Source organism: Acidovorax sp. SUPP1855 (assembly GCF_030158955.1).
In the GTDB taxonomy this organism is placed as follows: domain Bacteria; phylum Pseudomonadota; class Gammaproteobacteria; order Burkholderiales; family Burkholderiaceae_C; genus Paracidovorax.
Map to the genome: position 1 here is coordinate 24,635 of NZ_BQXI01000006.1, position 26,149 is coordinate 50,783.

Below are 26,149 nucleotides of genomic sequence, written 5' to 3' on the forward strand. Positions count from 1 at the left end.
GCCCGAGCCGATGGAGGGGCCGCAAGGCACCTCCGTTGGCGCGCGTGTTGGGGTGGATGAGGACGTCCAGCCCGCAAGGTGGCGTGTCGCCAGCGACCTCGAGCCACACTCAGCGCTTTGGCGCCGTCTCGGCCTCGACCTGCCCAAGCCAGCGCATGGCCTGCTCGCGGCTATTGCCGCACATGTCGGGGCACGGCTTGAGAGATGCGCAGACAGCCGGCCTCTCGGGGTGACCGAAAATCTTGCACCGCTCTTGCTCATCAAGCTGCACACATCTCACACCCGCCGGTTTTCCCTCGGGCATTCCTGGGATGGGACTGGAAATGGACGGTGCCGTGCAGCAGGCGCCACAAAGGTCACGGCACTGCATTAACATCGCTTGGCTGACAACCGGCTGGCCCTGAGGCATGCCGGGATCGGGGTGGTGATCGAGGCCGCCGGGCCGGCAAGTGGTCACAACCAACCCCCACATCTGTTCGCTATTGAAATAATAGCTATATACCATAGTGGATATTGAGGTGCGGCACCGCTCGGGCCATATCCCTGGGTGGCCTGCCTCAAGCGGGCAGGCCCGGAATGGCCAGCCGGTCGGCCGCCCACAGCACCTGGTCCACCACGGCGCGCACGCGCTGGCGGTGCGGCTCGTGTGCCAGGACGCCCTGGTCGTCCAGGGCGCTGGCCGCCAGGCCCAGGGCGAAGGCCTGGGGGGCCACCCAGCACTCCAGGTTGATGAGCAGGGGCGCCAGGTGGCTCTGCGAGCGCAGGCCGCCCAGGCCGCCGTTGGAGGCGCTCAGCATGCCCACCACCTTGCCGCGGAAGGGGCGGGTGCCATCGCTCCACACCGGGTGGCCGGCCACGGGGCTGGAGGCCCAGTCGATGGTGTTCTTGAGCAGGGCGGTGTAGCTGCCGTTGTACTCGGGCGAGCAGATGATCCAGCCCGGGTGGGCATCCAGCACGGCCTTCAGGCGCAGCACGTCGGGCGGGGTGCCGGCGGCTTCCAGGTCGGCGTTGTACATGGGGATGTCGAAGTCCGACAGTTCGAGCAGCGTCACGTCGGCCCCGGCATCGCGCGCGATGTCGGCGGTGGCGCGGGCGAGACGGCGGTTGAACGATTGCTGGCGGGTACTGCCCGCGAAGACGAGGAGTTTTTGCATGGCCGCGATTGAAGCACACCGGGGGGGCAGGAAACCTGCAAGAAACCCGTTGTTGCAAGGCACCTGTTCCACGTGAAACAGCACCGGTGGCAGGGGCGGGCCCGAAGTGGGAAAATCACGGGTTTTCCAGCCTGCCAGGGCCGGCCTTCGGCGCCGTTCCTGCCGGGCACGCCCCGCGCCCTGCGGCGGCGATCGAATCGATGAACGGCCCCGCGGGGCCCCGGAGCAGTCCCATGTTGTACACCCAGGAATTTGATGTCATCGTCGTCGGTGGCGGCCATGCCGGCACCGAGGCCGCGCTGGCCGCCGCGCGCATGGGCCAGCGCACGCTGCTGCTCACGCACAACATCGAGACGCTGGGGCAGATGAGCTGCAACCCCTCCATCGGCGGCATCGGCAAGGGCCATCTGGTCAAGGAAGTGGATGCGCTGGGCGGCGCCATGGCGCTGGCCACGGACGAGGGCGGCATCCAGTTCCGCATCCTCAACAGTTCCAAAGGACCGGCCGTGCGGGCCACGCGCGCACAGGCCGACCGCATCCTGTACAAGGCCGCCATCCGCCGCATGCTGGAGAACCAGCCCAACCTGTGGCTGTTCCAGCAGGCGGTGGACGACCTGATGGTCGAGGGCGACCGCGTGGTGGGCGCCGTCACGCAGGTGGGCCTGCGGTTTCGCAGCCGCACCGTGGTGCTCACGGCCGGCACCTTCCTGGACGGCAAGATCCATGTGGGCCTGAACAACTACGCCGCCGGCCGCGCGGGCGACCCGCCGGCCGCGAGCCTGTCGGCCCGCTTGAAGGAACTGAAGCTGCCGCAGGGGCGCCTGAAAACCGGCACGCCGCCGCGCATCGATGGCCGCAGCATCGACTTTTCCCAATGCGAGGAGCAGCCCGGCGACGGCATGCCCGGCGGCGTGAACGAGGGCACGGTGCCGGTGTTCAGCTTCATGGCGCATGCGCACGGCGGGGCGGCGATGCACCCGCGCCAGGTGCCGTGCTGGATGACCCACACCAACGAGCGCACGCACGACATCATCCGCAGCGGCTTCGACCGCAGCCCGATGTTCACCGGCAAGATCGAGGGCGTCGGCCCGCGCTACTGCCCGAGCGTGGAAGACAAGATCAACCGGTTCGCCGACAAGGACAGTCACCAGATCTTCCTGGAGCCCGAAGGCCTGACCACGCACGAGTTCTACCCCAACGGCATCAGCACCAGCCTGCCGTTCGACATTCAATACGACCTGGTGCGCAGCATGGCGGGGCTGCAGAACGCGCACATCCTGCGCCCCGGCTACGCCATCGAGTACGACTATTTCGACCCGCGCTCGCTCAAGAGCACGTTCGAGACGCGGCAGGTGCAGGGATTGTTCTTCGCCGGTCAGATCAACGGCACCACGGGCTACGAAGAGGCCGCGGCGCAGGGGTTGTTCGCCGGCATCAATGCCGCGCTGCAGTGCCGCCAGATCAAGGGCGAGGCCAACGATTTCGGCGGCGCCTGGCTGCCGCGCCGGGACGAGGCCTACCTGGGCGTGATGGTGGACGACCTCATCATCAAGGGCGTGACCGAGCCCTACCGCATGTTCACCAGCCGGGCCGAGTTCCGCCTGCAGCTGCGCGAGGACAACGCCGACATGCGCCTGACCGAGGCCGGCCGCCAGCTGGGCCTGGTGGACGATGCGCGGTGGGATGCCTTCAGCCGCAAGCGAGACGCGGTTTCACGTGAAACAGAGCGTCTCAAGGCCACCTGGGTGAATCCCCGCAGCCTGCCGGCCGAGGAGTCGGCGCGGGTGCTGGGCAAAGCCATCGAGCACGAATACAACCTGTTCGACCTGTTGCGGCGTCCGGAAGTGGACTACGCCACGCTCATGGGCATGGACGGTGGCCGGCTGGCGTCGCCGGACGTTTCACGTGAAACACTCGGTGAGCTGGCCGACCCGGTGGTGGAGCAGGTGGAGATCGCCGCCAAATACTCCGGCTACATCGACCGACAAAAGGACGAAGTGCAGCGCGCCGCCCATTTCGAAACCCTGCGCCTGCCCGCCGAGTTGGACTATCTCCAGGTGCCGGCCTTGTCCATCGAGGTGCGCCAGAAGCTGCAGAAGCACCGTCCGGAAACCCTGGGCCAGGCCTCGCGCATCTCGGGCGTGACGCCCGCCGCGATCTCGCTGCTGCTGGTGCATTTGAAGAAGGGCGGTTTCAAGGGCTTCAGCGCCACGCCTGCCACAGCCGAGGTGCCCGCATGACCGCGCAGGCGTTGCAGGACACGCTGGCCGAAGGCGCGCAGGCCCTGGGGCTGGGGCTCGGCAGCGCCCAGATCGGCCAGTTGATGGAGTTCCTGGCGCTGCTGCAGAAGTGGAACAAGGTCTACAACCTGACGGCCGTGCGTGACCCGCAGGAAATGCTCACCCACCACCTGCTGGACAGCCTGGCGGCGGTGCCGCCGCTGCGCCGCCAGCTGGCGCAGGTGCCGGCGGACATGGATGCCAACCCCGCGCTGCCGCCCCGGCTGCTGGACGTGGGCTCGGGCGGCGGGTTGCCTGGCGTGGTGTTCGCCATCTGCTGCCCGGGCCTGGACGTGAGTTGCGTGGACACCGTGGCCAAGAAGGCGGCGTTCATCCAGCAGGCCGCCGTGACGCTGCGCCTGCCCAACCTGCACGGCATCCACGCCCGGGTCGAGACCCTGGCCGGGCCGTACGATCTGGTGAGCTGCCGCGCCTTCGCCTCGCTGCCGGACTTCACCACCTGGTCGAGCGGCGCCATGGCAGGGCACGCCGTGTGGCTGGCCATGAAGGGCAAGCGGCCCGATGACGAGATCGCCGCGCTGCCGACGGGCGTGCAGGTGTTTCACGTGGAACCTCTCGCCGTGCCCGGCCTGGATGCCGAGCGCTGCATCGTCTGGATGCGACGCCCGGCGGGTGCGCCGCCGGCCGTCGCTTAAACTCGCTCCTCCAGTTTTCGGGGGGCTTTCATGTTTGGCGTAGCAGATTACGGCGCGTTCGTCGCAGCCATCGTGTTGTTCCTCGCCATTCCCGGCCCCGGCAACCTGGCGCTCATCACCTCCACCAGCAAGGGCGGCGTGCGCGCCGGCCTGGCCGCCACGCTGGGCGTGATGGCTGGCGATCAGGTGCTGATGTGGATGGCGGTGGCGGGCGTCGCCGCGCTGCTGGCCTCGTACCCGGCGGCCTTCCATGCCGTGCAGTGGTTGGGCGCGGCCTACCTGGCGTGGCTGGGCTTCAAGATGCTGACCGCCCGGCCCGGCGGTCAGCCGGTACTCCACATCGAGCCCCGGCACTACTTCCAGCAGGCGGCGTGGATCACGCTGCTCAATCCCAAGGCCATCGTGTTCTACATGGCGTTCTTCCCGTTGTTCGTGGACCCGGCGCGCCACCAGGGCCTGCTGACCTTCGGCGCCATGGCGGCCACCATCGCGGTGCTCACCTTCCTGTACGGCCTCGTCGTCGTGCTGCTGACCCACCGCCTGGCCGAGCGCATGCGCGCCAACCCGAAGATCGCGCGCGGGCTGGAAAAGATCGCCGGCGTCTTCCTCATCGGCTTCGGCATCAAGCTGGCCCTCTCCAAATAATTTCCGCGAAACGAAAGCAGTCATGGCCAAGATTTTTTGCATTGCCAATCAGAAGGGCGGGGTGGGCAAGACCACGACCTCCGTCAACCTGGCCGCGGGGCTGGCCAAGATCGGCCAGCGGGTGCTGATGGTCGATCTGGACCCGCAGGGCAATGCCACCATGGGCTCGGGCGTGGACAAACGCGCGCTGGAGCTGACGGTGTACGACGTGCTGCTGGAGTCGTCTTCCGTCAAGGAGGCGGCGGTGCTGTCGGAAAAGTGCGGCTACCATGTGCTGGGCGCCAACCGCGAACTGGCCGGCGCCGAGGTCGAACTGGTGGCCCTGGAGCACCGCGAGCGCCGCCTGAAGGCCGCCCTCGCCGAGGTGGACGCGGACTACGATTTCATCCTCATCGACTGCCCGCCGTCCTTGAGCATGCTGACCCTGAATGGCCTGTGCTGCGCCCACGGCGTCATCGTGCCCATGCAGTGCGAGTATTTCGCGCTGGAGGGGCTGACCGACCTGGTCAACACCATCAAGCAGGTGCACGCCAACCTGAACAAGGACCTGCAGATCATCGGCCTGCTGCGCGTGATGTTCGACCCGCGCATCACGCTGCAAAGCCAGGTGAGCGAGCAGCTCAAGGACCACTTCGGCGACAAGGTGTTCAACACGGTGATCCCGCGCAACGTGCGCCTGGCCGAGGCGCCGAGCTACGGCCTGCCCGGCGTGGTGTTCGACCCGTCCGCCAAGGGCAGTCAGGCGTTCGTGGACTTCGCCCGCGAGATGGTCAAGCGCGTCAAGCGCATGTAGGCCGCAGCGGGTTTTAGAGCCAGATCGCCCTCATGCCGGCGGATTCATTGCCCTCTTTGCTATCAAAAACATAGTATGAAACCAGACAACGTGCTGCTGCTGCCCGGTTGGCAGAACTCCGGGGAAGACCACTGGCAAAGCCGCTGGGAGCGCCTGCACGGCTACCGGCGCGTGGAGCAGCACGACTGGATGCACCCGCTGCGCGGCGACTGGTCCGCCCGCCTGGAAGAGGTGGTGGTGGACGCCGACGGCCCCGTGGTGCTGGTGGCGCACAGCCTGGGCTGCATCCTCACCGCCTGGTGGGCGGCGCATTCGAAGAACGCCCACCGGGTGCACGGCGCGCTGCTGGTGGCCCCCGGCGACGTGGAGCACCCCGACATCGCGCCCCTGCTGCCCGGCTGGGCCCCCATCGCGCGCCAGCCGCTGCCGTTTCCCGCCGTGCTGGTGGGCAGCCGCAACGACCCCTATTGCAGCTTCGAGCGCGTGCAGGGGCTGGGCCGCGACTGGGGCGCGCGCTTCGTCGATGCGGGCGCGCTCGGCCACATCAATGCCGAGTCGGGCCTCGGCGACTGGGCGCAAGGCCACGGCTGGCTGGAGGCCCTGTCGCGGTGATGCGGCGACAGCCCCCGGGCGCCTCGGCCGAGGGGCCGAGGCCCGTGCCTCAGGCCCGTGCCTCAGGCCCGTGCCTCAGGCCCGTGCCACGCCGCTTTCCTGGATCGCACGGCTCAAGGCGGGCGCGGCGTCCAGCCTGCAGGTGGCCGCGGAGTGCGGCGTGGGCCTGCTGAGCCTGGCCGGGGTTCCGGTCATGGTGTTCACCGGCAAGCTGTTCGCCGCCGCCGTGCTGGCCGTGATCGCGCTCGGGGTGTTCCTGCGGTTCGCGGCGCGGCGGGGAACGCCCGGGTCGGCCGCCACACCGCCTGCACCGCTGTGGCTGTCTGCGGCGGTGGCCCTGCTCACGGCGCTCGAAGTGGCCCTGGCGGTAGAGGCCACGGGCCTGCCGGTTCGTCACGGCCAGCCAGGGTTTTCGCAGGGGAACTGGCTGTGGGTGCTGCTGGCGTTCGCAGGGCTTTTCTGGGGCCAGCGGCGCTGGCTGAACCGGCGCCTTGCCCGCCGCCGCGGGTCCGATCCGCACGGCACCCGCCACCCTTTTTGATTTGTACGAGGAACGACAACATGGTCACCAAGAAACCCAAGGGCCTCGGCCGCGGCCTGGAAGCATTGCTGGGCCCCAAGGTCGCGGAAAAGGGCGATGCCGCCCCGCCGCCGCCCGAAGGCACTCCCACCACGCTGGCCCTGGCCGACATGGTGCCCGGCATGTACCAGCCCCGCACGCGCATGGACGAGGGCGCGCTGTACGAGCTGGCCGAGTCGATCAAGGCGCAGGGCATCATGCAGCCGATCCTGGTGCGCCGGCTGGCGCAGGGCGACCACGCGGGCCGCTACGAGATCATCGCCGGCGAGCGGCGCTTTCGGGCCGCGCGGCTGGCGGGCCTGGCCGAGGTGCCGGTGCTGGTGCGCGACGTGCCCGACGAGTCGGCCGCCGCCATGGCCCTCATCGAGAACATCCAGCGCGAGGACCTGAACCCGCTCGAAGAGGCGCAGGGCCTGTCGCGGCTGGTCAAGGAGTTCGGCCTCACGCACGAGCAGGCCGCGCAGGCCGTGGGCCGCTCGCGCAGCGCCGCCAGCAACCTGCTGCGCCTGCTGAACCTGGCCGACCCGGTGCAGACGATGCTGATGGCCGGCGACATTGACATGGGCCATGCGCGCGCGCTGCTGTCGCTGGACCGGGCGGCGCAGATCACGGCGGGCAACCAGATCGCGGCCAAGAAACTGTCGGTGCGCGAGGCCGAGGCCCTGGTCAAGAAGATCGGCGCCGAGTTCAGCCTGGTGCCGCAAAAGCCCAAGAAGGACGCCAAGTCGCGCGACCTCAAGCGGGTGGAGGAGGAACTGTCCGACCTGCTCATGGCCGAGGTCGAGGTGCGTGTCAAAAAGCGCGTCAAGCGTGGCAGCCGCACCGAAGAGATGGGCGAGCTGGCGATCCAGTTCGGCTCGATCGAGGCGCTCAACGGCCTGATCGAGCGCCTGCGGGGCTGACCGGCCCTCCCCGCAGGGGCATCTGCGCATTGCGTTGGTCGATATGCGAAATCCGCGCTTTGCGCGGGCGCGATCCCTGTTCAGAATCGGCGCCCCGTCGGCATGGCTCCACTGGTGGCGTTGGGCCGCGCAGGGAGGCCGGCGGACAGGGAGGTGCATACCAATGAAAGTGACAGTGAACGCTGCCGAGGTGAAACACCGGCAGCCCGAATCCACCGGGGCCGATGGCGCGCCGGCCATCGGCAAAAGCGGGCCCGCTGCGGCGGGGCCCTCGGGCCATCCGGACCTGGCGGCCAGGCAACCCCGTTCCCCAGGCGCCGAGACCGTGCGATCGCGCGTGCCGCTGTCGGCGCTGCCGACCGGCGCGGGCCCGTCCGTGCCGCCAAAGGCCCCGCTCGCCGTGGGCACGGCGGACACCGCCTTGCTGCACCGGCTCCTGCAGGCCGTGGCCGATGCACCGGCGGGCGCCTCGGATGCGGCCGGCCGCAGCAAGCCGTCGCTCGCGGCCGCATTGGCCGCCGCGGGCCATTCCCACGTGTTGGAAGGCGTGCAGTGGGCCGAGGGTGATCCGGCCCTGCGGGGGTGGGATCTCTCGGGCGTGGATTTCAAGCGCTGCCAGTTCGATGCCAGCTCCCTGGCCGACACGCACATCGAAGGCAGCCGGTTCGAAAGCTGCCGGTTCGAAAGCGTGTCATTGGCGGGCGCCTCGCTGCGCAACACCGCTTTCAAGCGCTGCGAATTCAAGGAGACGATGTTCCTGCACGCGGAACTGAGCGGCGTTCGCTTCGAAGACAGCGAGCTGCACCTCTGCAGTTTCGAGGATGCGCAACTGACGGGCGATTGCGTATTCGCGGGCGTGAAGATGCCCGGCACGCACTTCCTCAGCACCTCGGTGGCCGAGGGGACGCGGATCGAAGCGTCCGCCACCCAAGGACCGGCCGTCCTGACCGACACCTTGTTCCTGGGCACGAAGGGGCGCTTCACCATCGACGCGGTGTCCGACGCGACCGTCGGCCTCACCCGGCCCACCACGGCCACGCTGGTCTCCCATGACTCGCGGGGCATCACCGTCCCGCGCGTGGTTGCCAAGCTCGAGGCGGTGGCGGGCACCTTGCCTCTGCGGGTCGAGATGCGGGCCGCCTCGCTGCAGGCGAAGGCGGTGGATGCGGAGGTCGAGGCGCACCTCGAACATCTGGCCTCGCAGCCGGGCAGCGACCAATCCTTGCCGCAGCGCCTCGTGATCGATGCCCTGGCGAACCCCGAAGCCCTGCCGAAGATCGCGCAGATACTGGCCAAGGCCGAGATCCTGGCCCGGCACGTGGACTCCGTCGTGCTGCCTGGCGGCGAAGATATTTCGCCCCGCCTGTACAACCAGCAGGCCGAGCCGCAGACGGACTGGAAGGGCGACTACCGCCGGTCCGTGCTCGAAATGGGTCTGCTGCACCAGTGCTTTCACCGCGGCGTGCCCTTGATGGCGATCTGCCGGGGCTTTCAGATGACCAATGTATTTTTCGGCGCGGCGCTGCAGCAGCACGTGGGGCACCAGGTCGGCGTCCGCACGCTCGGCAACGACCAGGGCGAAGAAGCCGGGCAGGCGCGGGCCACCGAGGTCGCGGAAAACGGCGTCGGCGTCTTCGGCACAGCGCTGCAAGGCATCCGCGCGGCCGTCTATCACCACCAGGCCGTGATCGACCCACCGGAGGGCCGGCCGCACCTGAGCACCTCGCTGCGCCGGACCATTCCCTCGGAAGGGGGCGAGACCGCCTGGCGGGCCATCATGGCGGTCGAATCGTCCCAGCCGCGCGCGCCGCTGATCGGCTTGCAGTTCCACCCCGAGTTCTTCGACGGATCGACGGCCCGGGGCGGCGAGGCCCGGCCGTTGTCCAACACGGAACTGGAGCAACTGGGGGCGGGCTATACGCGGCCTGGAGCGCAGACGTCGGGCTTGCAGAACCCGGCCGACCTGATCGCCAGCGGCATCCTGGACCACATGTCGCCTGGCAACGATGCGCTGTGGAAGATCCTGTCGGACGCGGCGACCGCGCACCGCCACAAGGCCGCCATCACGGCCGAGGCGCTGGCGGAGGGCCGGGCGAAGCTGCGGCCTGCGGCGCTGGCAGTAGAGCCGGCCATTGGCTGACGCACCGCGCCAGCGCGCTCACCTGACGGCTTCGCCCCCCGCGCGCCGGCGCTCCAGCACCCCGATGGCCACGAAGCCGCACAGCACAGCGAACCACAGCGTGGCCACGCGGATGCCCACGGCCGCCAGCGTGGCCAGGCCCAGCGGCACGGCGTGCAGTGCCAACAGGGCGACCAGGGTGGCCTCGGTGGTGCCGATGCCGGCCGGCAGCATGGACGCGGCGCCGGCCAGCATGGCGGTGGGGTAGAGGGAGGCGGCATCGCGCCAGGGCAGGTCGATGCCCAGCCCGCGCAGCAGCCAGGCGAACGACAGCGCCACCAGGCCCCACGCGGCCAGGCCCAGGCCCAGCGAAATCCCCAGGTCCAGCGGGTGCAGCCACGCCTTGCAGCCGGCCAATCCCAGCGCCAGGGCCCGCACCGCGCGTGACAGGCGCGGCCAGCCGCGGCGGCGCAGCCGGGCGGCACCGCGCAGCAGCCATGCGGGCCGTGCCGCCACCAGCACGACGGCGCCGATCATGCCCGCCACGAACGCCACCAGCACCGCGAACAGCGGCAGCGCGGGAATGGCCAGCGCCGCCAGCAGCACCACGCACAGCAGGTCGAATGCACGCTCGTACACGAAGGCCGAGACGGTGCGCGCCGCCGGCACGCCGCCGTGCGCGAAGTAGCGCACGCGCACCAGCTCGCCCACCTTGCCGGGGGTGGCGGTGAAGGCGAAGCCCGAGAGGTAGGCCAGAAAGCCCGCACCCCAGGGCACGGCGTGCCCCGCGCGGGCCAGCAGCCAGCGCCAGCGCAGGTAGCGCAGCAGGTACGAGGCGAATGCGATCGCCGCCATCGATGGCATCCACGCGAGCACCTGCGGCAGCTGCGCGAAGACCTGGTTGCGCGCGTCGGCCCACACCAGGGCGGCCACGTAGGCCGCCGTGCAGGCCCCGGCCGCAGCGACGGCGTGGCCGGGCTTCATGCGCGGTCGGCGAAGGACCAGCGCTTGTGGCCCAGGTAGCTCGTGAACACCGGCACGGCCACGCCCACGGCATGGGCGATCTCGGGCACGAAGGCGGTCACGCCCAGCGCCGGCAGCACCTGGCGCGCCAGCAGCAGGCTCACGGCCCAGGTCTGCGCCACCGCCACGAGGTTGACCAGCACGAAGAACGCGGCGGACTTGCGCACCGACTGCTGGCTGCCCTGGAACACGAAGGCGCGCGCCAGCAGGAAGGCCGTGACCATGCCCACGCCGTAGGCCAGCACCACGGCGTAGGAAAACGGCATCCACTGGTTGAGCACGATGCGCGCGATGAAGTTGGCGAGCGCGGCCAGGCCGCCGGTCACCAGGAAGGCCACGAACTGCCGGGAGCGGAACTGCGCGAGCATGCGGGGCATCAACCTGTGCCGCAGCCATCCCATTACGTGCATCTTTTGATCAACGAAGCCCCTTTGGCGCATTGAATAGCTTGTAACGGGATGTATTGCAGTGTGGATGGTGACGCATTTCAGATTTTATTCCGCTCTAGTTTTCCGACTCTGGAAAAACAATATTGGATGGCTCTAGAACAAAAGACGGATTATTTTTTAGAAACGAATCTATCTTCAATCTTGTTTCCAGAATTGCGGTTTTGAAATTCTCTTTGTCAAATTTGTAGAGAAATATATTATTATCGAAGTTCATGGCGACTGAAATTTTGTCTTCGCTATGGTTCGCCTTGCATAGCTCCCATCCCCCGTCATCAGCTATTCCAATTAATGAAGTAAATAATAAATATCTTCCTGAATTTTTTGCGCACTTTTCCCATTCAAAAAAAGGTGCCAATGATTCTTGAGTTAGTTTTTTTTCGATGAAATCTTCTTCGTTTATAAGGGGCTTGATAAATATGGATTTGGAAAAATTGATTCCATCAATTATCAAATTATCATTCTTTATGATCTTGAAATTCAAAGTATCCATGAATTACTTTCCAAATGGGAACTGCGTTGATCTGGTTGGATCTACGTGGTTGATAAAAACTCTGGATTGAGAGCTATTTACTGGGGGTTGGGATATGTTGTAACCCATGTCTTTTGAATATTTCGTTGCATAATGATTGCCATTGGCATCATATAATTTTTCCACTTTGTCTGGATTATTTATTGTCTCGTTCGCTATTTTCTTTGGATCTACGTTTTCCGAATACCTTGTGTGATTGGGTTTTGAAGGTTTGTCGGGATCATTTCCATGCCGCTTATACGCATGCTCAGATAAAAAATCCTTTGCATCGTAAGTTCTCTTGCGCACGACAACCCCATTGCGTCCCCCCATAGGCCCAGACATCAAGACAGGGTTTCCATTTCGTTGCGCAACTGGCTCGATGACTCGTCCGCCGCCGATCCCTCTGAGCGAAACCGCACTGGCCAGATTGATCCCCAGTTCTCCCAATTTTTCCACCACGGGCTCTGGGGCGCCGACTGCCCGCGCTGCCGCCATAGGAGCCCCGAAAAAAGGCCCCAGGAAAGCCATGCCTATGTTGTTGGCGTTGCGTTGCTGCTGCTCTGCCTGTTGGGTCATGTAGTGTTTTTCAGCAGCCGAGTAATCTCCCCAGATGTTTGGCTGACCTGGAGTGACAAGTTGGCTCAGGCGATCAATTTCGCCTCGCAACCAGAGTGACTCTTCAGGGGGCAGCGGCACTTTGCCACTGGCGTGGTTAGCGTACCGTTGGCTCAGTTCTTCGAGCCTGTCCTGGGTGGGGTCACCCTGGCCTTTAGGATCTGCTGGGGTGCACATCATGGTTTGCACGCGCCCCACAGTGCCGTTATCAGCCATCAGAACACCCCGTTCATGAGGACTTCATCCCAGTGCCGTGCAGTGAGTCGGCCTTCGGTGTGCACAGCGCCGGAGCCCTGAATGATTTGGTTATCTCCCAGGGCCAGCGATACCCCAGACGCCACACCTTCCCCTGCATTGCCATGGACGGCTTTGATGATGCTGTCCATCATGAGCACTTGCTTGCCTCGGGCGAACACGGTTTTGGCGTAGGCCATTTTTTCTGGCTGTAGCACTTGCATGATGTCGAACGGGATGACCTTCTTCCCCACTTGACAAAAATCCGGACTGACATTGACCACGATGAACTGGCTTTCCGCATCGGCGATGTGTTTCTCAGCCACTACAGCTTCTCCAAGGTGAGGTGCGCGCTTTCCACGCCGAGCGATTGTGGCAAGGTCAAGCGCCACACCAGTTGAACCCGATGGTTGTCCAGGTCGATGTGAACCGTGTCCAGCGGCAAGGGAATGCGTTGATTGCCCCATGAAGCCACCACGGCCCAGCCGGGCAACTCGGTGCGCAGTCTTGTGTCCCAGGGCATGGCGGGGTCGTTGATGGGCAGCAACCCTTCGAGTTGCAGGGCCTCGTCCCCATGCAACGGCTTTTGCGTTTGCAGTGAGGGATGGGCGCACTGGAAAAAACGCAAATCAAAATCAGCCGCGTAATCAGAAATCTTGCCCGGCTTGTGCTGGCTTTTCCATGCATCGTCATAGGTGCCCGCGTAACGCGAGCGCGTGGCCCAGAAGCGTGCCACGGGCCCCAAGCCCACCAGTTCTTTGGATTTCCATGAGCCCAAAAGACCCGCACGTTCCCATTGCGGCCCGGCAGGCGTGTCGGATTTGCTGTGGCCGGCAAAGCTGTAGCCGCTGCCGCTGGGATTGGGTTCGAAGCAGTCCCACTGGGCTTCGGGTTTTTGGCGGTCCGGCGTTCTGCCGCCGTAACTCAATTCATACTGCACTGGCACCGCTTGAGTGGCTTCGGTGTCGCTCAAGTGCCAACCTTTGAGCAAGGTGTATTGCCACACCCTGGGCCCAGTGGCCGCACATTCGTAGAGCGCCAATGGTTTGTCATGCGGTCCTGCGTGGTGATTCACCTGAACGCTCACCCGCCACCATTTACTAGGGCAATAGTGGCGGGCATGGCCGGTGACGTAGATGTCCGCTCCAGGCTTGCCCAAAATCAAATCGCCCGCTTGCGCCAGCGAGGTCCCCATGGGGCTGTCGGCCACACGGTACGTGTCGGCGAGGCTGAGCTGGCCTGGCGCGGGTCGTGGATCAATGCCTTGCGTCGTCAGTGCAAAGCTGGCTTTGATCACCACCACGTCGCAAAACACAAGGCCAGGTGCCATCTTGTCGAACTGGAAGACGGTCAAGCCAGTTTGATCGTCGAGGCGCCTGAGTCGCGGCTCGGGAAGTAAGGCCATATGAGGGTATTTTGTGTTCAGTGAATGTTTTTACCAGTAAGAAGGGGGGGGCAACGAAATGGGCTACCCCTGCGCCGCCGCCGCCTGCGCGGCCATCTGGCGCCCGAAGCCGATGCTCTCGGAGATGCCGCGGTCCTCGGGGTAGTAGTAGGACGTGTCGGCCACCCACAGGCCGCGCACGGGCAGCTGCACGGGCGGCAGGCTGTCCAGGTAGTTGGGCGGGCAGATGGGCTGGGCGTAGCGGTAGCGGCTGGCGCGCAGGGCCAGGAAATCGCTGTCCTGCAGCTTCGGGTTGATGGCCTTCAGGTAGCGGCGCACCTTGTCGAGGAAGGCCGCGTCGGGCTCTGCGAACTTGGGATGCTCGCCGGGCATGTAGAACGGCACGTACACCACCGACTCCGCCAGCGGGCGCAGGTTGCTGTATTCGACCAGGCCGGGAATGTCCATGTCCGGATCGTTCACGTTGAGCCAGAAGTTCTCGGTCAGCGGCTGGCGCAGCTTGGCGATCACGCAGACCACGGCGATGTTCTGCAGCGCGCCGTACTGCGCCAGCAGCGCGGGCGGCAGGTCGGGCATGGTGCGCGGCACGTAGGGCAGGGGAATGGTGCTCACCACCTTGTCGAAGGCCTCGAAGCCCTGCGCCGTTTCCACGCCCTGCACGCGCGTGGCGTCCATGCGCACGCGGGTGACGGGCGTGGACAGGCGGATCTCGCCGCCGTGGCGCTGGATGTCGGCCACCATGCCGTCCAGCAGCGTGGCCGAGCCGCCATCGAGGTGGCCGAGCTTTTCGCGCATCAGGCTGTAGCGCGAGCGGCCGATGCGGCGGATGCGGCTCCAGATCCACGCGGCCGACAGGTTGCCGGCATGGTCGTAGAACTTGTAGTCGAACAGGCGCCGCCACAGCACCTCGTAGGCCTCCTTGCCCACCCAGCGGCGGATCCAGCCCGTGGCCTCTTCGCCGTCCAGGGGCTTCCAGTCGGTGCGCTTCGTGGACAGGAAGGCGTGCAGGCCGTAGCGGAACTTGGCGACCAGCCCCAAACCCTGAAAGCGCAGCAGCGCCACCGGATTGCCCCAGGGCTGCAGGCGCTTTTGGAACCAGTAGCCCATGCGCGTGGCGCGCCAGCGCATCTTGTCCGAGAGCCCCAGCTCGTCGAGCATCTGCAGGAAGGCGTGGTCGGAGGTGCAGTGGAAGTGGTAGTAGCGCTCGATGGGCAGGCCGTCGAAGTCGAACATCGCGGTCATGCCGCCCACGCGGTCGGCGGCCTCGAAGACCACGGGCCGGTGGCCGTCGCGCGCGAGCTGGTAGGCCACCGCCAGGCCCATGGGGCCGGCGCCCAGCACGGCGATGCGCTGGCCCGGCGCGGCGGCCGTGGATGCGGAAGGAGAGGGGGTCTGCGCGCTCATCAGAACTCCAGCACCACGCGGCTGTATTCCGGGTGGTTGAAGGTTTCGTGGATGGCCTCGGCGAAGGGCGTGGCGCGCACGCCGAAGATGCCGGGCCAGTCGATCACCTCGAACTCGTCGTGGGCCACCAGCGCCTTGAGCTGGTCGGCGGTGAACGGCGGGTCCTTGTCGAACAGCGCCCACACCTTGAGCAGCAGGTAGAAAAGGCCGTAGGGGATCTTCACGATCCAGGCGCCCGCGCCCGTGGCGGCCTTGATCTGGCGAATGATGTCGATGTAGTCCACCTTCTCCAGCCCCGTGATGTTGAACACGCCGCCCACGCGGCGCTCCTCGATGCATCGCACGATGATGCGGCAGAAGTCCGCCGCGTACAGCGGCTGGCGCATGTAGCGGCCGCTGCCCGGAATGGGGAACACCGGCACCTTGCGCATGAAACGCGACAGCCAGCCCAGGTGCTTGCGGTCGAACCAGCCGAACATCAGCGTGGGCCGCAGCACTACGCAGGGAATGCCGCTGTCCAGCACCATCTTTTCCTGCGCGCGCTTGGTCTCGGTGTAGTGGTCCTGGGCGACCGACTCGACCACCGAGGAGCTGATGTGCACCGTCTGCGCGATGCGGTGGCGCTGGATCAGATCGAGGATGCGGCCGGTGGAGGTGAGGTTGTTGCGCACGAACGGGTCGGCCTGCGGCGCGCCGATCTGCGCCTGCAGCATGACCACCACGTCCGCGCCTTCGAAGTGGCGCTCCCATGTGCCGGGCTCGGCCAGGTCGGCGTCCTCGGCCACGATGTCGGGGTGCACCTGGCGCAGGATGGCGAGGTTGCTCGCGTGCTTGTCCAGCACGACGAGGTTGTGATAGCCGTGCAGCTTCAGGTGGGCCACGAGGTTCTGGCCCACGAGGCCGGCGCCTCCCGGCAGGATGATTTTGGCGTTCTTCATGGTGTTGGTTTTTCTCGTCGGGTTCGGGGCGCTCATTGCGGCGCCGGTATCTGCAGGGCCACCGAGCAGTCGGTGCCGGGTGCGGTCAGGGTCACGGCGGTGGGCAGCGCCTCGGGCGCGGCCTGCAGGTAGGCGGTGAAGGTCAGGTAGCGTGCGGGCGCATGGGGGCCGCCCGGCGCGCTCAGCTTGCGCCAGCGGTGGGGAACGCCCAGGCCCACCACGGTGCCATCGGGCGCGACGAGGCGCATCGATGGCGGCGGCGCGTCGCCTTCGGAGGGCAGCAGCGCGCCACTCACCGAGACGAAGCGCGGGTCGCCGGGCACGCGCTGCACCCAGTCCACGAAGGCCGTGCAGCGGGCGGGCGGCACGTCCGTGTGCGAGCCCAGGGCCGTGGCGGCGTCGGCGAGCGGCGGCCGGCCGAAGATCGAGTGGCCGTGCTGGCGGGCCTTGGCGACGATGCGCTCGCCCAGGGCCCGGTCCCAGATCAGCATGCCGATGCGCCGTTCGTCGTGCACGCCCATCGCCAGCGCCAGCGCGCCGGTCATGCGCAGGTGCGCGACATCGCTGCGCCGGGTCTCGCGCAGCTGCACCGACAGCATCTGCACCAGCACGATCACCAGCAGCACGGCGGCGCCGGCGCGCGCGAGGCCGCGCAGGGCCAGCACGCGCGGGGCGTACAGCACGCCCAGGGCGACCCAGGCCATCATCGTGGGCGTGGTGTAGCGGCTGGCCAGCGAGCCCTCCATGCTGAACTGCAGCCGGCCGCTGGCGGTGGCGAAGGCGATGCCCGCCACGAAGGCCACGAAGGTGAGCAGCGACAGCTCCAGCGCGTGCGTGCGCGGGGCGCGCAGCGCGGGCACCAGGCGGGCCAGCGCCAGCACGGTGAACAGCACGCCGAAGGCCTGGCTGATCCACATCGTCTCCATCTTGCGCGCCAGGTGCTGGAACGGGCTGCCCAGGTACTGCAGCGTGTACTGCAGCAGGCCCAGCGGCCGGCTCTGCAGCATGGCCAGCAGGCCGGGGCGGGGCGTGGGCGCGGCGAAGTCCGCCATGTACACGCCGATGCCCGCGGCGCCCAGCAGCGCCAGCAGCGCCACGCGGCGCCAGCCCATGCGCGCCACGGCGGCGTAGAGCGCCATCATGGGCAGCGCCATGATGCCGTTGGCCATGCTGCCGATGCTCAGCACGCCCAGGGCGCAGCCGCCGGCGAACCAGCCCACGTCCTGCGGCGCCTGCGTGGCGCGGTACAGGCAGTACAGCCCGGCCAGCGGCAGCCACTGGGCCAGGAAGAACTGGCTCTGGAACGCCCAGGTGAGGTTTTCCTGCTGCACCCACGACAGCAGCCAGACGGACAGCAGCGCCAGGGCCGCCACCGACGCCGTGCGGGTCATCGGCCCCAGGCGCGCCTTCAGGAAGGCCCAGAAGGTGGCGATGCTGCCCGCCACCAGCAGGTAGTTGACCGCGATCAGGAAGGCCTGGGTGCCGCCGAACCAGCGGTATTCCATCCAGAACAAGGCCTTGGACAGCACGATGCGATGCTCGTTGAAGAGCCGCCACCAGGCCTGCCAGCCGGCGCCATCGCGCACATCGGCATAGAACTCCAGTGCGCCCCACATGTCCCAGATCGGCACGGACGTGAAGGTGCGCCAGGCCGCCACGGCCGTCGCCAGGGCAAAGAGCGTGGCATAGCCCGCAAGGGCCACCGCCGCCCAGAGGCGGCGGCGTTCAGGGATCCATGGCATGGGTCAGATGTCCATCTTGTGGAAGACCGCGCGCGGCAGGTTGCGGATCACGGCCATGATGAGCGCCCATTTCGCCGGGGCATAGACCACGGGCGTGCCGCGGGCCATGCCGCGCACCACCGCCTGGGCCACCTGCTCCACGCTGGCGAGCTTGGCGCCGCGCGCCTTGAGGTGCGCCGTCATCGGCGTGTCGGTGGGGCCCGGCTTGATGAGCACCACCTTCACGCCCGAGCCCGCCAAGCGGTGCTGCAGGCCTTCGGCGTAGCGCTCCACCAGGCCCTTGGCGGCGCCGTACACGTAGTTGGATTTGCGGCCGCGGTCGCCGGCCACCGAACCGATGATGCCGATCGTGCCCCGCCCCGCCACCTGCATCGCGCCGGCGAACGCCTCCGCGCACAGCGCGGGCGACAGGCCGTTGACGGCCATGGCCTGCTCGGCGCTGGCCAGGTCGCCCTGGCACCGGGCCTGGTCGGGCAGGCTGCCGTGGGCGATGAGCACGGTGTCCGGCACACCCTGCGCCACCAGGTGCTGCACCAGCGCGGCGATGGAGGCCGCCTGCGTCACGTCGCCGGCCATCACGTCGATGCGGGCCTGGGGCTGGCGCACCTGCAGGTCGTCGGCCACGCCCTGCAGACGGGCCGCGTCGCGACCCACGAGCACCACGCGGCCGATGCCGCCGGCCTGCAGCCATTGGCGCGCGCAGTGCTGCGCGATCAGCGAGGTGGCGCCGACGATCACGAGGGTCTGCGGTGCGTTGCTGGCGTTGTTGTTGTTGTGCATGTTGGCGGTGAGTTCGTTCTTGTCTTGGAGAAAAAGCCGCAGGTCAGTCGCCCATCAAGCGCCGCGACATCGCGGACCGGATGTTCGGGTCGCGGTACGGAAGGAATTGGGCGAGCTTCGGGTAGCCGGCCTCGAACAGGGCGCGTGGCATGCGCGCGTCCTTGGCGGGGTACAGGCGCCCGCCGGCCTCGGCCACGACGGCATCGAGCCGCTCGAACAGCCGCAGCGTGCGCTCGCCGAGGTTGGGAAAGTCGAGCGCCAGCGTGACGCCCGGCTGCGGAAAGCTCAGCAGGCCCACCGATTCGCGGTCGCCGAAGGTCTTGAGCACGCCCAGGAAGCTGCCCTGGCCCGACGCGGTGATCTCGCGCAGCAGGGCGCCGACGGCATCGGGGCCGTGCGGGCGGGGCACCACGCACTGGTACTGGTAGAAGCCCCGGCGGCCGTAGATGCGGTTCCATTCCTGCAGGTTGTCCAGCGGGTAGGAGAACGGCTCGTAGTGCTGCAGCGCGCGGCCGGCGCGGCGGCGGTTCAGGTGGTAGTACGCCGCGTTGAAGGGGCGCAGGCTCAGGCGGTTGACGAGCGAGACGGGCGGCGCGAACGGCACGGTGCGCTGGCGGTCCTTCGGGGCGGGGCCGTGCTGGGATTCGGGCGCGGCGGCATTGGCGCGCAGGAAGATGCCGCGCGTGGCGCCGGCCCGGGCGCCCGAGAGGCAGTCGATCCACGAGACGGTGTGCTCCCAGCCGGCCTCGGAGGCATCGGCGAGGGCGAAGAACTCGCCCAGCGAGCCGTAGGGCAGGGTCTCGGTGTCGAGCCAGGGGCCGGGCACCCGCCGCAGCCGCAGCGTGGCCTGGGTGACCACGCCGGTCAGGCCCAGGCCGCCCACCGTGGCGGCGAACCAGTCGGGGTGCAACTGCGGGCCGCAGCGGATCGACAGCCCGTCGGTGCGCAGCAGCCGCAGTTCCTGCACGTGGTCGCCGAAGGAGCCATGTACGTGGTGGTTCTTGCCGTGCACGTCGTTGGCGATGGCGCCGCCCACGGTGGCCAACTGGGTGCCCGGGGTCACGGGCAGCATCCAGCCGCGCGGCGCGAAGGTGCGCTGGATGTCGCGCAGCAGCATGCCGGCCTCGCAGGTCAGGTCGCCGGTGGCCTCGTCCCAGGCGATGAAGCGGTCCAGCCCGCGCAGCGACCACAGCGCCCCGCCGGGGTTCAGGCACACGTCGCCGTAGCTGCGGCCCATGCCGAACGCCAGCCCGTGCTGACCGGGCTCGCGCGGCAGGTGCGCGAGCGGGCGCTCGGCCAGGATGCGCAGATCGTGGTCGTCGGCGCTCAGGCGGCCCCAGGAGCGCACGGCTACCACGGCAGTCCCAGGGCGGCGGCGACCATCGCCAGGCTGAACAGCGCGCCCGCGGCCAGGCTGGCGCGGTCCTTGAAGGCGAAGACCAGCGGGTCGTCGTGCATCTGCCCGCGCACCGCGCGCAGCCACATCCAGCTGACCCAGAACACCATCACGGGCACGGCGGCCCAGATCATCTCCGGCGCGCGGTACATCAGCAGCACCGATTCGCTGTTGAGGTACAGCGCCAGCACCACCACGGCCGTGTAGCCGGCGGCGATGCCCAGGTTCTGCACGATGGGTGCGTCCGAGGTGAGGTAGCCGCGCCCGTGCGCCTGCGTCTTGCCCGCGGCCTGCTGCACCATCAGCTCGGCATAGCGCTTGACGAAGGCCAGCGACAGGAAGAGAAAGCCCGAGAACGCCAGCAGCCAGAACGACAGCGGCTGCGTGATGGCGTAGGCGCCCGCCACGATGCGCAGCGTGTAGAGCACCGCCAGCGCGATGCAATCGACCAGCACCCAGCGCTTGAGCGCGAGCGAATACGCCCAGGTGATGGCGAAGTACCCCAGCAGCCAGCCGAAGAACCCCTGGCCCACCTGCCAGGCCAGCGCGAAGCTCGCCGCCGTGAGCACCGGCACCAGGGCCACGCCCTGCCAGGCAGCCAGCGCGCCCGAGGCGAAGGGTCGCAGGCGCTTGCGCGGGTGCCGGCGGTCGCTTTCCAGATCGAGCAGGTCGTTGGCCACGTAGACCGACGAGGCGCACAGGCTGAAGGCCAGGAAGGCCACCAGCAGCAGGCCCCAGGCCTCGCCGTCGGCCACGCGGTGGGCGGCCACCAGCGGAACGAACAGCAGCAGGTTCTTGAGCCACTGGTGCAGTCGCAGGGCCTTGCGCCAGGGCTTGAGGCCCGCGGGCTCGCGGGGAAAGCGTTCGGCCACGTTGCCGTGCGCCTCGGCCCGCCGGGTGACGGCGCCCGAGGCATTGACCACGATGGCCGAGCGCGCGGCCTGCCATACCGGCACGTCCGCCTGCGAGTTGCCGGCGTAGTCGAAGCCGCGCTCGCCAAAGGCCTGCACCAGCGCGGCGGCCTTGGCCCGCCCGGCGAGGTTGGTGGCGCCATCGCTGGCCATCACTTGGTCGAAGCACCCCAGGTGGGCGGCGATGGCCTGCGCCACCGAGCGGTCGGAGGCCGTGCACAGCACGGTGCGCCGCCCGGCCGCGTGCTGGTTGCGCAGCCACTGCACGAAAGGCACGTTGTAGGGCAGCGTGGCCACGTCCATCTGCACCCGCTGCCCGATCTCCTGCTTGAGCGCCGCCTTGCCCCGCGCCAGCCACACGGGCAGGGCCAGCGCGCGCCACGGCCCGTCCCGCAGCAGCTGCAGCGACGATTCGTGCAGCATGTCCGTCAGGATGAGCGTGCCGTCCAGGTCCACCACCAGGGGCGGTTCCGAGGACGGGCCCGGGGTGGGCCGGGACGAATCGAGGGGCGGGCGCAAAAGGAACCTTTGGTGGAATGGCGTGATGGGAAGGCGCGGCGCATTGGTAACGCTCTGTGCGCAATGGCAACAGGACATTGTAAAAGCCGCCATCCACGCCGCCGGCACCGCCGCCCCGGCGTTACACCCTGCCCGCACGGGTGTGGCGAAGATGCCGCAGCCCGCCCGCCACCCTCGCCGCGCTCAGCCCTGCAGCGTGTACGACACGTCCGGTTCGCGCTGCGTGGCGATGAAGCGCTCGAACCGGCGCGATTCCAGGTGGAAGATCCCGACCCGGTCGTCGTCCTGGCTCACGAAGGCCCAGGGCCGGGTGGGATGCAGGCTGACCGCGATGGGGCGCGCATCCATGGGAATGTGGGCCTGCTCGGAGAGCGTCGCCGGGTCCACGATGGACAGGCTGCGGTCGCCATAGTGGGACACCAGCAGCCGACCGTCGCGGCAGCGGTAGATGCGCGTGGGGTCGTTGCGCGCGGGCGCGCTGCGCACGACCTTCATGGTGGCCGTGTCGATGGCGCACAGCGTGTTGCTCCAGCGGCAGGTGACGTACAGCGTGCGCTCGTCCGCGCTGAGCGCATTGCCTTCGGGCTTGTCGCCGGGCACGCAGGCCACGGGCGCGAACGCGGCGTCGTGCGGCCTGAACTGCGTCACCGAGTGCGTGAGCAGGTTCATCGCGTAGGCCGTCTGGCCGTCCCGGGTGAGCGCGAACAGGTGGCTCTTGATGCCGCCCACCGGCACCGCGCGCCGCACGGCGGTGTCGGTCTCGGGCCGGTCCAGCACGGCCAGCTGCGCGCGGTCCTCGCTCAGCACGTAGAGGCGGCCCGACTGGTCCATCTGGATGCCGTGCAGGCGGTTGAAGGGCGCCAGGTCGATGGTGCGCGCCAGCGTGCGCGTGGCCAGGTCGATCTGCAGCACGCTGGTGCCGCCCGGGCCCGGGTGCCCCGAGGTCTCCACGCCGTAGTGGCCCACGTAGGCGTACCGCTGCGCCGCGTCCACCACGAATTCGTGCGGGAACGGGGGCAGGGCGATGGTGTGCAGCCGCTCGCCGCTGGCGATGTCGTAGTGGCTGATGCAGTGGCTCGATTTCTCGATCAGCAGCAGCACCTCGCGCGGCGCGCGCCCCGCCGGGGCCTGGGCGAGGACCGTGGCCGGCCCCAGGGTGGATGCGGCCAGCGAAAGGCCGGCGGTCTTCAGAAGCTCCCGACGTTGCATGGTGGTGGTCTCCCTTGGTGTGGATCGAATAGCGCCCTGGCGGTCGCGCGGCGGGCGCATCGCCGCTTTTCTTGCGCGCTTTCAGCGCCCCCAGCGCAGCACCAGCGGATCGAGCCGCCGCGCGATGCCGATGAGCTGGCGGCGCACCTCGGGGTGCATCGGCGGCCAGGGCGCGCGCGGCGCCTCGCAGGCGATCACGCCGCCTTCCTTCATGAGCGCCTTGGCGGCCAGGAAGCCCGCCTGGCGGTTCTCGTGGTTGATGAGCGGCAGCCAGCGCTGGTAGTGGGCGAAGGCCGCGTCCGCATCGCCCTGGCGGTGCGCCTCCAGGATGGGGCGGATGCCGTCGGCAAAGCCCGCGCCGGTCATGGCGCCGGTGGCGCCGGCCTCCAGGTCGGCCAGCAGGGTGATGGCTTCCTCGCCGTCCCACGGGCCTTCGATGGCCTCGCCGCCCAGGGCGATCAGCTCGCGCAGCTTCGTTGCGGCGCCGGCCGTCTCCATCTTGAAGTAGCACACCTGCTCGATCGTCGTCGCCATGTCGGCCAGGAAGGCGGGCGACAGCGGCGTGCCGGCCGCCGGTGCGTCCTGGACCATGATGGGAATGCCGATGGCGTCCGACACGCCCTGGTAGAAGGCGCGCACCGGCGCCTCGCCGAAGCGGAAGGTGGCGCCGTGGTAGGGCGGCATGACCATGACCATCGCCGCGCCCATGTCCTGCGCGCGACGGCTGCGGGCGGCGCAGACGGCGGTGCTGGTGTGCGTGGTGGTGACGATCACCGGAACGCGGCCGGCGACGTGTTCCAGCGCGGTGCGCGTCAGCACCTCGCGTTCGTCGTCCGACAGCAGGAACTGCTCGGAGAAATTGGCCAGGATGCACAGGCCGTCCACGCCCGAGTCGATCATGAAGTCCAGGCAGCGCCTCTGGCTGGCCAGGTCCAGCGTGCCGTCTTCGTGGAACGGGGTGGGCGCGACGGGGAAGATGCCGCGGTAGCGGGGGTGGGAGAGACTGGCCATGGGACGCCGCCTTACTCGATGATGTCGAACTGGTCGAGGTACTCGGTCTTGAGCGAAAGGCCCAGGCCCGGCACGTCGTCCTGGAGCTGCAGGAAGCCGTTCTCGGCGATGGGCTCGCCGTCGAAGAGGTACCAGAACAGTTCGTTGCCCACCTCCACGTCGAAGATCGGAAAGTACTCCGCCATGGGCGAGGCCAGCGTGCTCATGGTCAGGTGGTAGTTGTGCATCTGGCCCGCGTGCGGAATCACCGGCACGGAATGCGCCTCGCACAGCGCGTTGATCTTGTGCGCGGCGGTGATGCCGCCCACCCGGTTGGTGTCGTACTGCACGACGCTCACGGCTTTTTTGTCCAGCAGCTGCTTGAAGCCGTACAGGCCGAACTCGTGCTCGCCGCCCGAGATGGGGATGATGTTCATCGCGTTCAGTTCGGCATAGCCATCGATGTCGTCGGCGATCACGGGTTCTTCCAGCCAGCGCGGCTCGAACTTCGCGAGCTTGGGCAGCATGCGCTTGGCGTATTCGAGGTTCCAGCCCATGTAGCACTCGAGCATCAGGTCGGTGTCGTAGCCGATGACTTCGCGGATGGCTTCGACCGATTTCAGGTTCTCCTGCACGCCGTGCTGCAGGTGCGCGGGGCCGTAGCCGAAACGCATCTTGAAGGCCTTGAAGCCCTGGTCGAGGAAGGTTTGCGCCTCGTCCTGCATCGCCTTCAGGTCGGTGCGGTAGAGCTTGCTGTAGTAGCAGGGGATCTTCTCCTTGGTGCGGCCGCCCAGCAGCTTGAACACGGGCTTGTCCACGCTCTTGCCCAGGATGTCCCAGATCGCCAGGTCCACCGCCGAGATCGCCGCCATGGCCACGCCCTTGCGGCCCCAGGCGTGCGTGCTGCGGTACATGCGCTGCCACAGGTACTCGTAGTCCCACGGGTCGTGCCCGATGACCAGGGGCGCGAGGTACTCGTCGATGATGGCCTTGGCGATCTTCGGCGCCAGTGCCACGTTGCCGAGGCCCACGATCCCGTCGTCGGTCTCGATCTCGACCACCGTCCATGAATGGAAACGGAAGGTGCTCATGCTCTCGGATGGCGAATACAGCAGGTCCATGGCGTTGGAGCAGAAGTGGCCCTGCGGCGGCACGGTCTGGCCCTTCCACTGGAACACACGGGCGCGGACGGATTGGATTTTCATGGCGGTGTCTCTGAATGGTGGGAAGGGGGTCAGGCGGCGGCCAGCGCCTTGGCGCGCTGCGCGCTGCCCATGCGGCAAGCGATCTGGAAGGCCTGCCAGGTCGCCTCGGCGCTGGCCCGGCCCTGGCCGGCGATGTCGTAGGCCGTGCCGTGCGCGGGCGTGGTGATCGGGATCGGCAGGCCGCCCTGCACCGTGACCCCGCGCGAGAAACCCAGCAGCTTGATCGCGATCTGGCCCTGGTCGTGGTACATGGTCACGATGGCCTGGTACTCGCCGGCCTGCGCCTTCAGGAAGATGGTGTCGGCCGGAAACGGGCCGTGAAAAGGCGCCGGCGTGGGCCAGTCGCGCGCCTGCAGCGCCTGCACGGCGGGCGCGATGGTGTCGATCTCTTCGCGGCCGCACACGCCGCCGTCGCCGCCGTGCGGGTTGAAGGCGGCCACCGCCACCTTCGGTGCCGCCACGCCGCTGGCGAGCAGCGAGCGGTAGATCAGCTCAGCCGCCTGCTGGATGCGCTCCACGCTCAGGTAGCTCGCCACGTCCTTGAGCGGCACGTGCGAGGAGATGCGCGAGGTCCACAGGTCGCCCAGCGTGTTGAACTCGCAGAAGTAGCCGGTCACGCCCAGGTGCCGGGCGAAGTGGTGCAGCTCGTCCTCGTGCTGCATGCCGCCGATCTTCATGGCCTGCTTGTTCAGCGGCGCAAAGCAGATGGCGTCGATGTCGCCGGCCAGCGCCGCGTCCATGCAGCGGTCCAGCACCTGCAGCACCGAGCGGCCCCCGGCCGCCCCGGCGCGGCTGCGCTGCACGTCGGCCGGGGCCACCGTGTCCAGGGCCAGGAAGGCAGGCCGGGTGGTGCCGGCGCGGCCCCGCACATCGGCCAGCGCGCCCACGGCATCGGTCGCCACCTGCACGCCGGCGATGCGCTGGCCGTCTTCCCACAGCCAGGGGTCGCCCACCAGCACGGTGTTGGCCCGCTGCGCGGTTTCGGGCCTGGCCAGCAGGCGGGCGATGAGTTCGGGGCCGATGCCGGCGGGGTCGCCGAGCGTGAGGGCCACCACGGGGCGGTCTTGCGTGTTCATGG

General features: G+C 68.0%; 26 protein-coding genes. 8 read left to right on the plus strand and 18 right to left on the minus strand.

All coding sequences use genetic code 11. The features are described 5' to 3' along the window. Window positions 1–109: 109 nt before the first annotated feature. Together AVMA1855_RS06920 and AVMA1855_RS06925 are read right to left on the minus strand one after the other, a co-directional pair. Window positions 110–376 carry a YkgJ family cysteine cluster protein gene (locus tag AVMA1855_RS06920; protein WP_284425288.1) on the minus strand — a complete coding sequence of 89 codons (267 nt, stop codon included), beginning with the start codon at window positions 374–376 and terminating at the stop codon, window positions 110–112. A 181-nt stretch (window positions 377–557) separates the two neighbouring features. Further along, window positions 558–1,154, minus strand: coding sequence for an NADPH-dependent FMN reductase (locus AVMA1855_RS06925; RefSeq protein WP_284425135.1), 597 nt, complete (start codon window positions 1,152–1,154; stop codon window positions 558–560). A 233-nt stretch (window positions 1,155–1,387) separates the two neighbouring features. Between AVMA1855_RS06925 and mnmG the strand changes: the two genes are divergently transcribed. The 8 genes from mnmG to AVMA1855_RS06965 all read left to right on the plus strand — a co-directional run bounded on the left by mnmG (window position 1,388) and on the right by AVMA1855_RS06965 (window position 9,761). Next, the gene (gene mnmG, locus AVMA1855_RS06930; RefSeq protein WP_284425136.1) at window positions 1,388–3,394 is read left to right on the plus strand and encodes a tRNA uridine-5-carboxymethylaminomethyl(34) synthesis enzyme MnmG; all 2,007 of its coding nucleotides are present in this window, start codon (window positions 1,388–1,390) and stop codon (window positions 3,392–3,394) included. Next, window positions 3,391–4,089 (plus strand): 16S rRNA (guanine(527)-N(7))-methyltransferase RsmG, encoded by a 699-nt coding sequence (gene rsmG / locus AVMA1855_RS06935; protein WP_284425137.1) that lies wholly within the window; start codon window positions 3,391–3,393, stop codon window positions 4,087–4,089. The genes mnmG and rsmG overlap by 4 nt, the downstream gene beginning before the upstream one ends. Window positions 4,090–4,119: 30 nt before the next feature. After that, window positions 4,120–4,734, plus strand: a complete 615-nt coding sequence (locus AVMA1855_RS06940; RefSeq protein WP_284410096.1) for a LysE family transporter — start codon at window positions 4,120–4,122, stop codon at window positions 4,732–4,734. Window positions 4,735–4,756: 22 nt separating this feature from the next. Continuing rightward, window positions 4,757–5,527: a ParA family protein gene (locus AVMA1855_RS06945; protein ID WP_284397247.1), complete on the plus strand. Its 771-nt coding sequence runs from the start codon at window positions 4,757–4,759 to the stop codon at window positions 5,525–5,527. A 75-nt stretch (window positions 5,528–5,602) separates the two neighbouring features. After that, window positions 5,603–6,139, plus strand: a complete 537-nt coding sequence (locus AVMA1855_RS06950; protein WP_284397241.1) for an RBBP9/YdeN family alpha/beta hydrolase — start codon at window positions 5,603–5,605, stop codon at window positions 6,137–6,139. 70 nt (window positions 6,140–6,209) lie between these two features. Continuing rightward, window positions 6,210–6,680, plus strand: coding sequence for a hypothetical protein (locus AVMA1855_RS06955; RefSeq protein ID WP_284425138.1), 471 nt, complete (start codon window positions 6,210–6,212; stop codon window positions 6,678–6,680). Between the two features lie 20 nt (window positions 6,681–6,700). Then, window positions 6,701–7,621 (plus strand): ParB/RepB/Spo0J family partition protein, encoded by a 921-nt coding sequence (locus tag AVMA1855_RS06960; RefSeq protein ID WP_284397235.1) that lies wholly within the window; start codon window positions 6,701–6,703, stop codon window positions 7,619–7,621. A 163-nt stretch (window positions 7,622–7,784) separates the two neighbouring features. Further along, the gene (locus tag AVMA1855_RS06965; RefSeq protein WP_284425139.1) at window positions 7,785–9,761 is read left to right on the plus strand and encodes a gamma-glutamyl-gamma-aminobutyrate hydrolase family protein; all 1,977 of its coding nucleotides are present in this window, start codon (window positions 7,785–7,787) and stop codon (window positions 9,759–9,761) included. A gap of 18 nt (window positions 9,762–9,779) precedes the next feature. On the opposite strand, the gene AVMA1855_RS06970 is transcribed toward AVMA1855_RS06965, so the two are convergent. The 16 genes from AVMA1855_RS06970 to AVMA1855_RS07045 form a co-directional block, all read right to left on the minus strand. Then, the gene (locus tag AVMA1855_RS06970; protein WP_284425140.1) at window positions 9,780–10,724 is read right to left on the minus strand and encodes a lysylphosphatidylglycerol synthase transmembrane domain-containing protein; all 945 of its coding nucleotides are present in this window, start codon (window positions 10,722–10,724) and stop codon (window positions 9,780–9,782) included. Next, entirely contained in the window at window positions 10,721–11,131 is a 411-nt protein-coding gene (locus tag AVMA1855_RS06975; protein ID WP_272566270.1) for a GtrA family protein, read from the minus strand. Before AVMA1855_RS06975 ends, AVMA1855_RS06970 begins: the two co-directional genes overlap by 4 nt. Window positions 11,132–11,267: 136 nt before the next feature. Then, complete coding sequence (locus AVMA1855_RS06980; protein ID WP_284425141.1) at window positions 11,268–11,702, minus strand: hypothetical protein; 435 nt, start codon at window positions 11,700–11,702, stop codon at window positions 11,268–11,270. Between the two features lie 3 nt (window positions 11,703–11,705). Next, complete coding sequence (locus tag AVMA1855_RS06985) at window positions 11,706–12,554, minus strand: hypothetical protein (RefSeq protein WP_284425142.1); 849 nt, start codon at window positions 12,552–12,554, stop codon at window positions 11,706–11,708. Further along, window positions 12,554–12,898, minus strand: coding sequence for a PAAR-like domain-containing protein (locus tag AVMA1855_RS06990; protein WP_284425143.1), 345 nt, complete (start codon window positions 12,896–12,898; stop codon window positions 12,554–12,556). The genes AVMA1855_RS06985 and AVMA1855_RS06990 overlap by 1 nt, the downstream gene beginning before the upstream one ends. Continuing rightward, on the minus strand, window positions 12,898–13,926 hold the full coding sequence (locus AVMA1855_RS06995; protein WP_284425144.1) for a DUF2169 family type VI secretion system accessory protein: 1,029 nt from the start codon (window positions 13,924–13,926) through the stop codon (window positions 12,898–12,900). Before AVMA1855_RS06995 ends, AVMA1855_RS06990 begins: the two co-directional genes overlap by 1 nt. A 114-nt stretch (window positions 13,927–14,040) precedes the next feature. Then, window positions 14,041–15,381, minus strand: a complete 1,341-nt coding sequence (locus tag AVMA1855_RS07000) for an NAD(P)/FAD-dependent oxidoreductase (RefSeq protein ID WP_284425145.1) — start codon at window positions 15,379–15,381, stop codon at window positions 14,041–14,043. Further along, window positions 15,381–16,319, minus strand: a complete 939-nt coding sequence (locus AVMA1855_RS07005) for an NAD-dependent epimerase/dehydratase family protein (protein ID WP_284425146.1) — start codon at window positions 16,317–16,319, stop codon at window positions 15,381–15,383. The genes AVMA1855_RS07000 and AVMA1855_RS07005 overlap by 1 nt, the downstream gene beginning before the upstream one ends. A gap of 32 nt (window positions 16,320–16,351) precedes the next feature. Next, a complete protein-coding gene (locus tag AVMA1855_RS07010; RefSeq protein WP_284425147.1) occupies window positions 16,352–18,061 on the minus strand; it encodes a hypothetical protein in 1,710 nt (569 codons plus the stop codon). A 3-nt stretch (window positions 18,062–18,064) separates the two neighbouring features. Continuing rightward, window positions 18,065–18,841 carry an SDR family NAD(P)-dependent oxidoreductase gene (locus tag AVMA1855_RS07015; RefSeq protein ID WP_284425148.1) on the minus strand — a complete coding sequence of 259 codons (777 nt, stop codon included), beginning with the start codon at window positions 18,839–18,841 and terminating at the stop codon, window positions 18,065–18,067. Window positions 18,842–18,884: 43 nt separating this feature from the next. After that, entirely contained in the window at window positions 18,885–20,198 is a 1,314-nt protein-coding gene (locus AVMA1855_RS07020) for an FAD-binding oxidoreductase (RefSeq protein ID WP_284425149.1), read from the minus strand. After that, entirely contained in the window at window positions 20,192–21,667 is a 1,476-nt protein-coding gene (locus tag AVMA1855_RS07025) for a UbiA family prenyltransferase (RefSeq protein WP_284425150.1), read from the minus strand. Before AVMA1855_RS07025 ends, AVMA1855_RS07020 begins: the two co-directional genes overlap by 7 nt. A gap of 183 nt (window positions 21,668–21,850) precedes the next feature. After that, entirely contained in the window at window positions 21,851–22,876 is a 1,026-nt protein-coding gene (locus AVMA1855_RS07030) for a YncE family protein (RefSeq protein ID WP_284425151.1), read from the minus strand. A gap of 81 nt (window positions 22,877–22,957) precedes the next feature. After that, on the minus strand, window positions 22,958–23,887 hold the full coding sequence (locus tag AVMA1855_RS07035; RefSeq protein WP_284405576.1) for a dihydrodipicolinate synthase family protein: 930 nt from the start codon (window positions 23,885–23,887) through the stop codon (window positions 22,958–22,960). Window positions 23,888–23,898: 11 nt separating this feature from the next. Further along, complete coding sequence (locus tag AVMA1855_RS07040; protein WP_284425152.1) at window positions 23,899–25,071, minus strand: L-rhamnonate dehydratase; 1,173 nt, start codon at window positions 25,069–25,071, stop codon at window positions 23,899–23,901. A gap of 29 nt (window positions 25,072–25,100) precedes the next feature. Further along, window positions 25,101–26,147, minus strand: a complete 1,047-nt coding sequence (locus tag AVMA1855_RS07045) for a 4-hydroxythreonine-4-phosphate dehydrogenase PdxA (RefSeq protein WP_284425153.1) — start codon at window positions 26,145–26,147, stop codon at window positions 25,101–25,103. Between the last annotated feature and the right edge of the window lie 2 nt (window positions 26,148–26,149).